The organism is Burkholderia sp. 572 (genome assembly GCF_040545135.1).
In the GTDB taxonomy this organism is placed as follows: domain Bacteria; phylum Pseudomonadota; class Gammaproteobacteria; order Burkholderiales; family Burkholderiaceae; genus Burkholderia; species Burkholderia cepacia.
Genome location: NZ_JBEPLH010000001.1, coordinates 222,894 through 236,423, shown reverse-complemented (window position 1 = coordinate 236,423; position 13,530 = coordinate 222,894). Strand labels below are relative to the sequence as shown.

The following is a 13,530-nucleotide window of genomic DNA, read 5'->3' as shown; positions in this document are numbered from 1 at the left end:
GACCCAAGTCAGTGGCGGAGAAGCGGGAAAACCACGAGTCCGATGACGGCGGCCGCCGTCACGATCACCGGTTCCTGGAGCTTCTTGAAGCGCCACAGCAGCAGCACGGTCGTGACGGCGAGCAGGGCGGTCGGGACGTCGACGATCGATCGCTTCGCGATGACGAGGACGGAGCCCGTGATCGCGCCGACTGCCGCAGCCGTAATGCCATCGACGAATGCCTTGACGCCTGGACGGTGCCCATACTTCTTCACGTAGGGCGCGGGAATGACCGTGAACAGGTAACACGGCAGGAATGTCCCGAGCGCGGCGACGCATGCGCCAGGCAGGCCCGCCACGAGGTACCCGATGAAGCCGACGGTGATCACGACCGGGCCGGGCGTGATCATCGCGACCGCGACGGCATCCACGAACTGCTTGTCGTTCAGCCAGTGATGTTCGGTAACGACGCCGCCATAGAGGAACGGCACGATCGCGAGTCCGGAGCCGAACACGAACGCGCCGGCCTTCATGAAGAAGGCACCGATCTGGACGAGCTGCGGCAGGTCGATGCCACTCAGTAGCCCGCTGGCTGCCGGCAAGTTGGCGGCGGCAACCGCATTCAGCCCGCCCCGCTGCAGCCACCTGGGCGGCGCGCGCCACAGCCAGCCGATCAGGCCTGCGGCAACGAAAAGCCATGCGATTTCCGATTCCGTGACGAAGGTCACGGCAGCCAGCGTCAGGAAGATCGCCCAGAGGAGCTTGTCGTTGCCGACGGTCTTGGTCGTGAGCTTGTAAGCGCTCATCGCGATGATGCCGACCACCGCGGCACCGACGCCGTAGAAGACGGCCTGCATCCACGACAGCCCGCCAAAATGCGCGTACGCGAACCCGAGCGCGAGCACCATCAGGAACGACGGCAGCACGAACGCGATCCCGACGAGTGTCGCCCCTAGAAGGCGGTAGTGGACGAACCCGAGATAGATCGCGAGCTGGGCCGCCATCGGCCCCGGTGCGAGCTGGGCCAGCGTGAGCCCTTCCTTGTAGTCGGCCTCGGTTATCCAGCCGCGTCGCTCGACCAGGTCGCGACGCATATAGCCAGCGAGCGCGACCGGTCCGCCGAAACCGAACGTACCGAGACGCAGCATGTAGGCGACCAGCTCGCCAAGCGAGTAGGTCGGTTCGGTCGTGGCGATGGTCGTCGTCATGATTTGGCCGGGGTTTCGCTCTTGCCGTCCGATGTGAAGTGCGCATACAGGGAGTCGAGTACGGCGCCCATCTGCTCGAGCAACTGATCGTCGTTCTCCGTCCGTTGGCGCGTGCCGGCCATCACGGCCTCGAAGCCCACTGCTTCAGGCGCGGCGGGACCGCCCACGTCGAGTGCATGCACGATCTCGCCGAGACGCATTAGGGCCGGGTCCTTGTCGAGTCCGAAGCTGGCCAGCAGAACTTCGAATGTCACTCGCTCGCCCACGTGCGTAAAAGTCGCGCCGTCGAAATCGAAGCCCAGCGCGTCAGCCGGGCAATCCGCCGGCGACGCGAGCCAGATGAAGCGCGCTTGCGCGTCGATGAACCGGCGGATCAGCCACGCACTGGCGACGCGATCGACCCACATCCGCTGCCGCGTCGCCCAGGCGCGGCCCTGGTACTCGCCGATCGCGAGCGGACGAATGACGCGGTCCGCGGCATGCGGCTCGCCCGGCGACAGCACCGTGTCGACCAGCGCACCGAAATCCTGCAGGGCGACTTCGGCGCGGGTGGCCGAATCACCCGGGAAATAGTCGATCGCCCGGATGGCGTCGAGATCCTTGCGCGCGCGACGCAACAGGCGAGTGAGTTCGGCGGCTGATTGCCCGTCAAGCGTCTTGCGCACGTCGGCGAGCGCGCGTGTGAAGGTCGCGTAATCGTCGGCCCGGTCGAACAGCGCCCGGAATTCCTGTTCCTGGGACCGGTCGAGGCTCGGTGCGCGCAACAGGTGAGCTGCGCCGCCGCTCTCGGCAATCGCGCCCGCGAGTTCGCGCAGCGTCTCTTCATGCGCTTCGGTGTGGGGCAGCAGGTAAACGCCGTCGCGCAGCACCGCACAGCCTTTCGCCTTGAGCGCGCGCCAGAACCGCATGCGGGCCGTCGCGTTTTCCGTCGGAAGGGTCAGAACAAGCAGCGACCATGTAGAAATGGATTTCATGTAGCGAAGTCTACGTCTTGGTTATTTTTTCTACAAAATTTATTCGAGTGATCGCGTGTAGTCCCGCACGCCCTCCCGGCAGGTAGCCAGGGTGTGACAGGTATCCGCTCGCACGAGGCGCGCCAAGAAAGCGCTGCGCCTCGCTCGGGTGAGCGTGGGATGGGTGATCGCGTAATGCGGAACGAGGTGGACGACGCCCGGGTGCTTCGGGCCGGATTTCGGTCCGGCGGAACGATCTACGGCGTCACGACAAGTGCCGTATGCATCCCCGCTTCATAGCGGCCCGGCTTGTTGCAGATCAGCGCGTCGTGACCCCGGCGTGAGCTTGAATGACATGCGCTTGCGCTTGCCGGGCGCGATATCTTCCGCTTCCCCGATTGTTTTCAGGGGGTGCTCCATCCCCTGTCCTTTGCCGACAGGGAGCGCATCGTCGGGGGAGATCTGTCCTGAAGACGACGAACTCGTGGTTCGTTGCGGTCATGCACCGGATTGTCGACGGGCATCGCGTCGTCCGCCGAGTTGCTTTTCCGGTCGATCTGCCCGAGCTTGAAACGGCCGTCCTGTCGGTTGACCGGGCCGGGTTACGCGCCGTCACGCACAGCCGTCACGAGCGGCATCATCGCCGGCCCGATGGACGCGAGCAGGCGCTCTTTCGATACCCCGTCGCGGGATTGAACGGAAATGCCGTGCAACTGCGTCGCATAGAAATCGGCCAGCGCCTTGATGTCGGTGCCTCGCGCGAGCTGCCCCTGCTCGGCCGCGAGCTGCAAGCGTTCGGCGATCGATTGCGTGCGTGCGCGCCGGTGGGCGGCCAGCCATTCCATGACACCTTCGTTTTCGGCCGAGTAGTTGGTCGCGGCGGACACCACCATGCAGCCGTGCGGCTGGCCGCGCCTGGTATAAGCGGCGACGGCATCGCGCAGCATCCGTTCGACGGCCGCGCGGACATCGGTTTCCTCGCCGAGCGCACGATCGGCGAAGCCGCCTTCGCCTTGCTCGTAGAGTGCCACGGCCTCGTGGAACAGGGCTTCCTTGCTGCCGAACGCGGCATAGATGCGCGCTGACGCGATGCCCATCGCTTCGACCAGGTCGGACATCGACGTGCCTTCGTAGCCGCGCCGCCAGAACGCGAGCATCGCGCGTTTCAGCGCCGTGCCGCGATCAAATTCTCTCGGTCGTCCCGCCATATCCCTTTCGCCCGTCGTCACATCGTGCACGGATTTTATCGCGCGCCGTGTTGACACGTGCCGTTCCAGCACTCTATTCTTTGTCAATCGACAAACAATTGGAATCGATCATGCGTACTCTCAAGGGCCCCAGTCTTCATCTCGCGCAGTTCGCCGACGATGCGGCGCCGTTCGACAGCCTGCCGAATATCGCGCGATGGGCGGCCGGCGTCGGCTTCAAGGCGCTGCAGATTCCCGCGTGGGACGGTCGGCTGTTCGACGTGGAGACCGCCGCGGACAGTCAGGCCTATTGCGATGACATGAAGGGCATGCTGGCCGAACATGGGCTGGAGATCAGCGAACTGACCACGCATATCTTCGGGCAGCTGGTTGCCGTGCATCCGGCGTACGACGCCATGTGCGACAACTTCGCGCCCGAGGCCGTGCGCGGCAACCCGGCCGCGCGCACCGCATGGGCGCTGGATCGGCTCGAGCTGGCGGCACGGGCTTCACGCCGCCTGGGGCTGACCGACATGGGCACCTTTTCGGGCTCGTTCGCGTGGCCTTACCTGTTTCCGTTCCCGCAACGGCCCGCCGGCCTGATCGAGACGGCCTTCGACGAACTGGCGCGTCGCTGGCGGCCGATTCTCGACGCCTGCGACGAAAACGGCGTCAACCTCTGCTATGAGATTCACCCCAGCGAAGACCTGCACGACGGCGTCAGTTTCGAGCGCTTCCATGCGCTGGTCGGCCAGCACGCGCGCTGCAAGATGCTGTTCGATCCCAGCCATTTCGTGCTGCAGCAACTGGACTATCTGGCGTACATCGATATCTACCGCGACCACATCCGCATGTTCCATGTGAAGGACGCGGAGTTCCTGCCTTCGGGACGCCAGGGCATCTACGGCGGCTACAGTTCGTGGCTGGAGCGCGCCGGCCGTTTCCGTTCGCTTGGCGACGGTCAGGTCGACTTCAAGGCGATTTTTTCGAAATTTGCTCAGTACGACTACACAGGATGGGCCACCCTCGAATGGGAGTGCTGCCTGAAGAATCAGGAGGACGGCGCGCGCGAAGGCGTCGCGTTCATCAATGACCACATCATCCGGGTGACGGAGCGCATCTTCGACGACTTCGCCGGTGCCGCGGTCGATCAACGGCAAATCCACGACATGCTCGGCATCGCTTGAGCCGTTTCCCCCCACTGCCAGGAATCATCGATATGTCCGCTCAACTTCAGTCGTCGTCTGCCGACGCTCAAGGCTTTGCTCATCAATACGTACGCATCGACGGCCAGCGCATCCATTGCGTCACGGCCGGCGCCGGTACCCCGGTCCTGCTGATTCCGGGATGGCCGCAAACCTGGTACGCGTGGCGTCACGTGATGCAGGCGCTCGCCGCGCGCGGCTTCATGGCCGTCGCGGTCGATCCGCCAGGTACCGGCTATTCCGATCGGCCGCATGCGGGTTACGACACGGGGCACACGGCGGCGACGTTGCATCGCGTGATGGCGCAGCTCGGCTTCGATGTTTACCAGGTGGCCGGCCACGACGTCGGCATGTGGGTGGCCTATGCGCTGGCGAGCGACCGGCCCGACGCCGTGAAGTCGCTGGCGCTCACGGAGGCGGTGATCCCCGGGCTGGCGCCCGCGCCGTCGATCTTCGCCCCGCCGGAAGAAAACATCTTCCTGTGGCATTTCATGTTCAACCAGCTGGCCGACCTGCCCGAGACGCTGATTGCGGGCCGTGAGCGGGCGTATCTGGAGTTCATGTTCAACCGCTGGTCGTTCCGGCGCGATCGTGTGGCCGTCGATGTGTACATCGATGCCTATGCGGCACCGGGCGGCTTGCGCGGCGGCTTCTCCTATTACCGTGCGATTCCGGAGACGATCCGGCAGAACCAGGCGCGGGCGCAGCGCAAGCTGACGATGCCGGTGCTCGCCATCGGTGCCGAACATGCCACCGGCGATGCGCCGCTGGTCACGATGCGCGACAACGCGACCGATCTGCAGGGTACGGTGGTCCCGGCTTGCGGCCACTTCATCATGGAAGAGGCCCCCGACGCATTCATCGGCCATCTGTTGCCTTTCCTGGAGCGGAGCCGCTGATCATGCCGATCGACACCGACATCGCATCACTGCTGGAGCGACTGGCCGTGACCGAGGCGCCTGCTTCGCTGGACGCGTTGCGACGGGCGACCGATACGACACTGCGGGGCTGGCATGGACCGCTGGAAGCGGTCGACCATACGGAAACCTTCGCGGTGCCCACGCGCGACGGGCAGCAGATTCGCGTGCGGGCTTATTGGCCATCGGTCGCTTCGGAAAGCGCGGCACGCCGGCCGGCGCTCGTTTATGCGCACGGCGGCGGGTGGTGCCTCGGCACGCTCGATCTATACGACAATCCATGCCGCGCGCTGGCCAACGCGACGCAATGCGTCGTGCTGTCTGTCGATTACCGGCTTGCGCCGGAGCACCGGTTTCCGGTGCCGCTGGAGGATTTCTGCGATGCGCTGGACTGGGTGGTGCGCGAGGCGGCCGGCCTGGGGCTGGACCCGGCGCGCATCGCCGTCGGCGGCGACAGTGCGGGAGGAAACCTTGCGGCGGCTGCCTGTCTGGTCGCACGTGGGCGGGGCGGCCCGTCGATCGCGCATCAGCTGTTGCTGTATCCGCCGCTGGATGCGTCGATGAGCACGACGTCCTATCGGACTTGCGGGCAGGGCTACTACCTGACGCAAGATGTCATGCGGTATTGCTTCGACATGTACCTGACCGATCCGGCCGACGGCCGGTCACCCTGCGTGTCGCCGCTGCAGGCGGCTTCGCTCGAGGGCTTGCCACCGGCCACGTTGCTGGCCTGCGAGTACGATCCGGTGCGCGACGACGCGCACGCGTACGCGGAGCGATTGCGGGAGGCCGGCGTGGCGGCCGATTTCGCCGTGCTGCCGGGGATGATCCATGCGTGCATCCATATGGCCGGCGTGACGTCGGCAGCCCGCCAGGTGTTCGACGTGGCCGGCGCGCAGATGCGCAGGGCTTTCCAGCGGTGAGCGTATGGCCGAAGGGGGCGGCGCGAACTGCGTGGAGGGTTGTAGGGTTCGGCGGCAGTCGACCAGCGCGAGCTACCTGCGCCTCCGAACCCGCGCCTTCACACACTTGAACCAAAGCCGCATCGCACCGACCCCGCCCGCCACCGGAACTCGCGGCAACAGGAACGCATCGTCGGACGCCCCGGCGCAACCGCGCCGGGTCGTCGTCGCGTTGCGGTAGCCGGCGGCGGCGACCTGGTCGCGCACGCGCGGGTCGAGATCGCCGTACGGGTAGCAGAACGATTCGACAGGCTGGCCGCTCAACGCTTCGAGCCGCCGCTTCGATTCGATGATCTGGACTTCCGACACGTGGGCCGGCATGTGCGACAGCGCGACGTGATCGAGCGTATGCGAGCCGATTTCGTGGCCGCGATCGCGCCATGCGAGCATGTCCGCGCACGTCATGAGTGGCGAGCGCGCCGTATCGGCCCCCGCATCCCAGTCGTTCTCGCCGCCGAACCGGCCGGCGACGAAGTAGCAGGTCGCGGTGAAGCCGAGCTCGTCCAGCACGGGCATCGCATGCGTGAGCACGTTGAGAAAGCCGTCGTCGAACGAAATGCCGAAGACCTTCCCGCTGCGCTCGCCGCGCAGGTACGGCTGCAGTTCGCGCACGCTCAGGCCGCGGTAGCCGAGCCGCCTGAACAGCGTCATCTGGCGGCGGAACGCGTCGGGGGCGACGCTCAGGCTGCGCAGCCGGTCGGACGGCGGCGGCAGCGTGCGGATCTGGTGATACATCAGGATCGGGTAGCGCGTGGCGGACAGCAGCATGAGCGGGTCGCGGGAACGGGGAATTACGCGGCCTTGCGGAAAATCCGCAAGGTCTTGAAGTCGCCGACTTCGGTGAAATCGGCATTCGCCGCCCATTGCTCGATGATCGGCTCGGCCTTCCGGTATGCCGACGAGCCCTTGTAGAACAGCAGGTGGCCGTCGCGCGCGGTATGGCGTGCGAACAGGTCGAGCACTTCGGCGTCGGTCTTCGCGCCGTAGCGGCTGTTCGTTTCGTCGCGGAATTCGCACAGATGGAACAGCGTGACGACGTCGAACGCCGGCAGCAGGTCCGTATTGCTCGTGTAGATGTCGCCGAAATAGGCCAGGTAGGTCTTGCTCACCTCCGGTTGCCGCGTGACGAGATCGACGTACGACTTGTATTCCTTCGGCGACGCCGTCACGCCGAAGACGGTGTTGTTCAGGTGCGGCCGTGCGCATTCCACGCCGACGTGGTGGTGGCCGCCGGTGCCGAAGTGATAGATGCGGATGCCGTTGAGACGAGCGGATTCCAGCCATTCGACGAAGTGCACGTCGCACGGGCACTCCTGCGTGCGCAGGTCCCAGTACTTCTTCCAGATGTTCATTGCCATTAAACGGACCTCATGGATGTCACCCAACGATAGGGGTTGTGTCGAATCGATTTCTGATAGACGGACAACGTCGCATCGACAAACCGGTCGAACGAGAACTCGCGCTTGCCCTTCAGCCGCGCGCTGCGTCCCATCGCCCGCACGCACGCGGGCTCGCGCACGATCGCGCGCAGGATGGCCTCGATCGCCTCGGGCTCGCGCGGCGGGACGACCCAGCCGTCCACGCCCGGCTCGACGTTCTCGGGCAGCCCGCCCACGCGCGTCACGATCGCGGGGCAGCCGAGCGACATTGCCTCGCGGCACGCATACGACAGGCTCTCGTGGTACGACAGCACGAACGACACGTCGATGATCGAGAACGGCGCGCGCACATCGTCGAGACGCCCGGTGAAAGCGGTGCGCGACGCCATGTGGTGCCGCTCGATCTGCTCGCGTTGCTCGCCGGACGGTTCCGCGCCGACCAGCAGCACGCGAAACCGCTCGCGCTCGTGTTCGGGCAGGCGGCCCAGCGCCGCGATCAGGTCCATCCAGCCTTTCTCGGGCGCGGTGCCGGCGCTGCTGCCCAGCACGATCGCATCCGCGCCGGACGGCCCGAACAGCGCGATCTTGCGGCGGCGGATTTCGTCGGCGGCCAGCTGTTCCGCGGCCTGCCGGCGCACGCCGTGCTTGACGACCGTGACGTTGCCGTACGGCGACCGGAGCGCGAGCATGCTCGCCACGTAGTCGCTGACCGCGATGGTGTGGTCGGTTGCCAGCCGGGCGCGCAGCACGTTGCCGAAGCTGTCGGCGCGATAGGTGTTGTGCTTGGTGAGCACGACCGCGGGCCGGTACCGGCAGCCGAGCAGCGCGAGCATCACCTGCCGGTGATCGGCGGACCCGTTGACGTGGATGATGTCGAAGCGCTCGGCGCGGATCCGCTGGCGCAGCCGGACGATTTCCTGGCAGAGCCGGTTCCAGCGCGGCTTGAATTCCATGTCGAAGATCGCCACGTCGGGACTGTCCTTCAGCAGTCGCGACAAGCGGCTGCCTTCCGGCGACGCGACGGTCACACGATGGTGCCGGCTCATCGCGGCGGCGAGGTCGCGGACGTAGGTGTCCTGGCCGCCGCCGTAGTCGCCGTGGAAGTTGGTATACAGAATGTTCATCACGATGCTGCCTTTCCTCGATCATTCATTTGGCAGGACTGCTGAGAAAATGAATGCCTCAACGTGTTGAAAGCAATGACTCGAACCCGGTTCCGCATTGCCGATGCGTGATTGCACACCGATGCCCGGACGGGCGCCGCGAAACGTTTCGAAATATTACAGACGCATTACGTGCCGTAGTGTCGAGGTCTGCGCATCTTTGTGAGGATGTGTCGCGATCGATTGCAGTGTCGTCACATCGTGCGATGCCGCGGTGGGGGAGGGGGAATTCCGGCGCGAACGGTGGTGTGGCCCGGTTACCCTCGCCGACCGGGCCGTAAAAACAGGCCCGAAGCGGGCAGGAAGCGGGCCAGAAGCAGGCAGGAAGCGATCAGGAAGCGGGCAGGATCGCGACAAAACCCGATTTTTCGACGACATCCGGACGCAAATCAAGCCGGCAGACTTTCAGATTTGAAAGCCAGGGGGCCATTTGCGTTAGAATGCCCCCCCTGTCCGCCATGGCGACCGCCAAAGGCGGACTCGTCGCACCCAGAGAGACGTGGGTTTCGATTCGTAGCCGGGCGCGAAAGTTAGCCAGCCGTTAGCAACATACGCTTTGTGATTTGGATTACTAATGAAGAAGAAGCACAACATCACCAAGTACATCGTTGTCGCGATGATTCTTGGTATCGCCGTGGGTTACGCCTGCCATAGCGCATTTCCCGACCCGGCCATGGCGAAGGAAGTCGCCGGGTACGTGTCGTTGCTGTCCGACGTGTTCCTGCGCCTGATCAAGATGATCATCGCGCCGCTGGTATTTGCGACGCTGACCGTCGGCATCGCGCAGATGGGCGACGGCAGCGCGGTAGGCCGCGTCGGCGTCAAGGCGTTCGGCTGGTTCTTCATCGCTTCGTTTACGTCGTTGCTGCTCGGCCTGCTGACCGCAACGATCCTGCAACCGGGCAGCCACCTGAGCCTGCCGCTGCCGGCATCCGATGCAGCCCTCAACCTGAAGACGGGCGCCTTCACGCTGAAGGATTTCGTGGTCCACCTGGTGCCGAAGTCGATCGCGGAAGCGATGGCGAACAACGAAATCCTGCAGATCGTCATCTTCTCGATCTTCTTCGGCACCGCGCTGTCGGCGCTCGGCGAATCGGGCAAGCGCCTGACCGGCGTGATCGACGATCTCGCGCAGGTGATGCTGAAGGTCACGGGCGCCGTGATGTGGTTCGCGCCGGTCGCGGTGTTCGCGGCGCTGGCGTCGACGATCACCACCCAGGGGCTCGGCATCCTGCTCACGTTCGCGAAGTTCATGGCGAGCTTCTACCTGGCACTGGCGCTGCTGTGGGGCGTGCTGACGCTCGCCGGCGTGACGTTCCTCGGCAAGCGCGCGTTCACGCTGATCCGGCTGATCCGCGAGCCGTTCCTGCTGTCGTTCGCGACGGCGAGTTCCGAGGCCGCCTATCCGAAGCTGCTGGATGCGCTCGACCGCTTCGGCGTGAACCGCAAGATCTCGAGCTTCGTGCTGCCGATCGGCTATTCGTTCAACCTCGACGGCTCGATGATGTACTGCACGTTCGCGGTGCTGTTCATCGCGCAGGTGTACGGCATCCATCTGCCGCTGGGCACGCAGATCACGATGCTGCTGATGCTGATGGTCACGTCGAAGGGGATGGCGGGCGTGCCGCGCGCGTCGCTGGTCGTGATCGCGGCGACGCTCAACCAGTTCAACATGCCCGAAGCCGGGTTGCTGCTGATCATGGGCGTCGACATGTTCCTCGACATGGGGCGCTCGGCCACCAACGCCGTCGGCAACTCGATCGCGGCTGCCGTGGTCGCGAAGTGGGAGGGGCAGCTCGACGCCCCGCGCGACGACAACGATCCGGACAACGGACGCGTCATGAAGGTGAAGGTGCCGGAGACTTCGGCATCGGCTTGATGCATGGCAGTGCGGCAGTGCAGCAGTGCGGCGTTAGTGGCGCGTTGCCTGCCCCGCGGTAACGGATGATCGCCGGCCTGGATTCGCAATGGATTCAGGCCGGCGATTTGTCGGGTGCAATGAATCCGCATTGAATGCCGTGGCTTTTCCCGATTCTCCGAAACAGGCACTCGCCGTTTCAATCGATCGTCGCTGAACCGGCGGCGATATTCCCTCAGGTACGAGCCTGAATTTCCCGATCCCCGATTCGATGCGCAAGTGACCATTCACTGTCGCGCAGTCACGCGTGCCGCCGGCGCGCAGGGGCGCCACGGGCGATGCCGTCGAAGCCGTTCCCGCGAAAAGCGCAATGACGCGCGCGATCCGCAATTTTTTTCGATTTATATAACGCTATTCTCGCGCTGCGCATGATCGAACGCATGCCGTACGTAATACCGACTGCGCCGGATGCTTCAGCGGAAGAATTGACGTATTGCGGCTTTCAAGCCATCCGGCCGGCCCTTCATATGAGTGTTCGCACCATTCAGGAGCGCATCCGTCATGGTCGCCAGACAACGGTTTCAGGCCGCGCTGCTCGCCGCGGCGATCGCCGCGATTACCCCGCCCGTTCACGCACGCAACACCACCGACTGGCTGGCGAACACGTACGGCACGCTTGCGGCCCACGTCGGCAACGTCGCGCGTGCGATGTGGGTCGCGCCTGAAGGCGTGATCTATACGGCGTCGATGTGGGACGAGGACGAAGGCGGTGTCGCGATTTACCAGAACGGCAAGAGCGTCGGCTCGATCGGCACGCACTCGGAGTTCCAGGGCAGCGCGATCACGGGCAACGCGACCTCGCTGTTCGTCGCGCTGCAGCCCGGCAAGACGTACGGCAGCGGCGCGGTGGGGCGCTACAACCGTTCGACGAAGTATCGCGACCGCGTGATCCAGGTTAGCGCGGCCACCAACCAGCCGCGCATCGACGTCGTCACCGGGCTCGCGACGGCCGGCTCGCTGCTTTATGCGAGCGACTTCTACGGCAATCGCGTGCGCGTGTTCACCACCGACGGCGTGTGGCAGCGGGATATCGGCGTATCGGAGCCGGGCGCGCTCGCGCTGGACGCAGCGGGCAACGTGTGGGTGGCGCAGAAGCGCGCAGGCTCGATCGTCGGCTTCAGCCCGGCCGGTGCGCTGCTGAACACGATCCGGATGCCGTCCGGGTCGCAGCCGTCGGCGCTGTATTTCGATGCGGCGGCCGGGCAGCTGCTGGTGGGCGACGAAGGCCCGGACCAGAACATCAAGCGCTATACGGTGTCGGGCCGGCCCACACTGGCCGGCACCTTCGGCGTGCGCGGCGGCTATCTCGACACGACGACGGGCATCAAGGGGCAGGTCGGTGCGCAGCGCTTCACGCGCATCGTCGGGATCGGCAAGGACACCGGCGGCAATCTCTACGTGCTCAACAATCCATGGGGCGGCAGCTGGGATCTCGGCCGCAACGGCGCGACCGACATTCATGCTTACAGCAGCACCGGCAGCCTGCGGTGGACGCTGCAGTCGCTGAACTTCGAAGGCATCGCCGCGCCGGACCCGGTCACGGACGGTGCGCTGTTCTACGGCGGCACGCACGTGTACGGCGGCAGCGCGGGCGGCAGGTTCATCGCGAACACGGTCGATCCGTTCACGTACCCGGCCGATCCGCGCATCGACATGAACGACACGCAGCGCGACGAGCATTTCGGTCTGCTCACGTCGGTGGGCGCGAACCGGATTCTCGTCGCGGCCGGCCAGAACCCGCCGGTCTTCTACTTCTTCCACTTCAACGCGGCGAACGGCTATGTCGCGATTCCGGACGGCTCGATCCCGGGCCCCGCATTCAACACGACGCGGCGCGTGACGGGCGGCTTCAGCGTCGACAGCAAGGGCGGCGTGTGGGCCGGTCTCGACAAGACCGGCGCGATTACCCACTACCCGCTGACCGGCTTCGACGCGAGCGGCAAGCCGTCGTGGGGGCCGGGTGTCGCGACCCGCGTGCCCGACAGCATCCAGCCGCTCACGCGCATCGTCTATCTCGCGGACAGCGACACGATGGTGCTCGCGCAAGGCGCGATCGGGACCAACGACTGGACGTCGATCGGCACGCGCATCGAGGTGTATCACGGCTGGAGCGCGGGCAATACGACGAAGCCGGACCCGGTGATCACGCTGCCGCACAGCGGCGCGAAATCGATCGACGCGGTGGGCAACCATCTGTTCGTCGGCTACTGGTTCAGCAGCAGCGGGCCGCTGTGGCCGAACGTCGACGCGTTCAACCTGACGACCGGCAATCTCGACACAACGCTGGTCAACGCGAGCCCCGCGACCGTGGATACCAGCAGCGCGATCGATGCGATGTACAGCATTCGCGCATACCGCCGCTCGAACGGCGAGTACGTGGTGATGAAGAACAACGTGAAAGGCAACAGCATCACCGTGTACCGGTGGACGCCTTGATGAACGCGCGGCCGCCTCGACCGGCGGCCGGGCTCGCGAACGCCTCATCGTATTCGTCGCGATTTCGCCGGATTTCCACCGCGTATCCACGCAATTTCCACATCACGCGTTCGTAATGAGCGGCGTGCGCAACGCGCGCCTCACCGCCCGCCGGGCGGCCGTTCCAAACCTCACGACGCGGAAAAGCGGTTCCGGGCACAATGACAGCGGCACCGGCAGGCAC

11 protein-coding genes and 1 pseudogene are annotated in these 13,530 nt (G+C 65.3%); 5 read left to right on the top strand and 7 right to left on the bottom strand.

Annotated features, from left to right (window positions below; all coding sequences use genetic code 11):
* Window positions 1–8: 8 nt before the first annotated feature.
* The 4 genes and pseudogenes from ABIC51_RS01065 to ABIC51_RS01050 all read right to left on the bottom strand — a co-directional run bounded on the left by ABIC51_RS01065 (window position 9) and on the right by ABIC51_RS01050 (window position 3,348).
* Window positions 9–1,187, bottom strand: coding sequence for a chromate transporter (locus ABIC51_RS01065; protein WP_060172438.1), 1,179 nt, complete (start codon window positions 1,185–1,187; stop codon window positions 9–11).
* Window positions 1,184–2,161: a chromate resistance protein ChrB domain-containing protein gene (locus tag ABIC51_RS01060; RefSeq protein WP_091924843.1), complete on the bottom strand. Its 978-nt coding sequence runs from the start codon at window positions 2,159–2,161 to the stop codon at window positions 1,184–1,186. The genes ABIC51_RS01065 and ABIC51_RS01060 overlap by 4 nt, the downstream gene beginning before the upstream one ends.
* 236 nt (window positions 2,162–2,397) lie before the next feature.
* Window positions 2,398–2,627: pseudogene (locus tag ABIC51_RS01055) on the bottom strand (hypothetical protein); the annotation flags it as partial.
* A gap of 115 nt (window positions 2,628–2,742) precedes the next feature.
* On the bottom strand, window positions 2,743–3,348 hold the full coding sequence (locus ABIC51_RS01050) for a TetR/AcrR family transcriptional regulator (protein WP_146254223.1): 606 nt from the start codon (window positions 3,346–3,348) through the stop codon (window positions 2,743–2,745).
* A gap of 110 nt (window positions 3,349–3,458) precedes the next feature.
* On the opposite strand from ABIC51_RS01050, the gene ABIC51_RS01045 reads away from it, so the two are divergent.
* The 3 genes from ABIC51_RS01045 to ABIC51_RS01035 are packed head-to-tail and all read left to right on the top strand — an operon-like array spanning window position 3,459 to window position 6,372.
* Window positions 3,459–4,514 (top strand): sugar phosphate isomerase/epimerase family protein, encoded by a 1,056-nt coding sequence (locus ABIC51_RS01045; RefSeq protein WP_059695217.1) that lies wholly within the window; start codon window positions 3,459–3,461, stop codon window positions 4,512–4,514.
* A gap of 32 nt (window positions 4,515–4,546) precedes the next feature.
* The gene (locus tag ABIC51_RS01040) at window positions 4,547–5,431 is read left to right on the top strand and encodes an alpha/beta fold hydrolase (protein WP_175898573.1); all 885 of its coding nucleotides are present in this window, start codon (window positions 4,547–4,549) and stop codon (window positions 5,429–5,431) included.
* A gap of 2 nt (window positions 5,432–5,433) precedes the next feature.
* Window positions 5,434–6,372 carry an alpha/beta hydrolase gene (locus tag ABIC51_RS01035; RefSeq protein ID WP_175898575.1) on the top strand — a complete coding sequence of 313 codons (939 nt, stop codon included), beginning with the start codon at window positions 5,434–5,436 and terminating at the stop codon, window positions 6,370–6,372.
* 72 nt (window positions 6,373–6,444) lie between these two features.
* Here ABIC51_RS01035 and ABIC51_RS01030 read toward each other — a convergent pair whose 3' ends face one another.
* Genes ABIC51_RS01030 through ABIC51_RS01020 form a run of 3 tightly spaced genes read right to left on the bottom strand, consistent with a single transcriptional unit; the run spans window position 6,445 to window position 8,914 of the window.
* Window positions 6,445–7,179 carry a polysaccharide deacetylase family protein gene (locus ABIC51_RS01030; protein ID WP_146254220.1) on the bottom strand — a complete coding sequence of 245 codons (735 nt, stop codon included), beginning with the start codon at window positions 7,177–7,179 and terminating at the stop codon, window positions 6,445–6,447.
* Window positions 7,180–7,202: 23 nt separating this feature from the next.
* Window positions 7,203–7,769, bottom strand: coding sequence for a hypothetical protein (locus ABIC51_RS01025; protein WP_226113248.1), 567 nt, complete (start codon window positions 7,767–7,769; stop codon window positions 7,203–7,205).
* Window positions 7,769–8,914 carry a glycosyltransferase gene (locus ABIC51_RS01020; protein ID WP_027790071.1) on the bottom strand — a complete coding sequence of 382 codons (1,146 nt, stop codon included), beginning with the start codon at window positions 8,912–8,914 and terminating at the stop codon, window positions 7,769–7,771. Before ABIC51_RS01020 ends, ABIC51_RS01025 begins: the two co-directional genes overlap by 1 nt.
* Before the next feature lie 613 nt (window positions 8,915–9,527).
* On the opposite strand from ABIC51_RS01020, the gene ABIC51_RS01015 reads away from it, so the two are divergent.
* Both ABIC51_RS01015 and ABIC51_RS01010 read left to right on the top strand, forming a co-directional pair.
* Window positions 9,528–10,832, top strand: a complete 1,305-nt coding sequence (locus tag ABIC51_RS01015; protein ID WP_027790070.1) for a dicarboxylate/amino acid:cation symporter — start codon at window positions 9,528–9,530, stop codon at window positions 10,830–10,832.
* 540 nt (window positions 10,833–11,372) lie between these two features.
* The gene (locus ABIC51_RS01010; protein ID WP_175898577.1) at window positions 11,373–13,307 is read left to right on the top strand and encodes an SMP-30/gluconolactonase/LRE family protein; all 1,935 of its coding nucleotides are present in this window, start codon (window positions 11,373–11,375) and stop codon (window positions 13,305–13,307) included.
* Window positions 13,308–13,530: the final 223 nt, after the last annotated feature.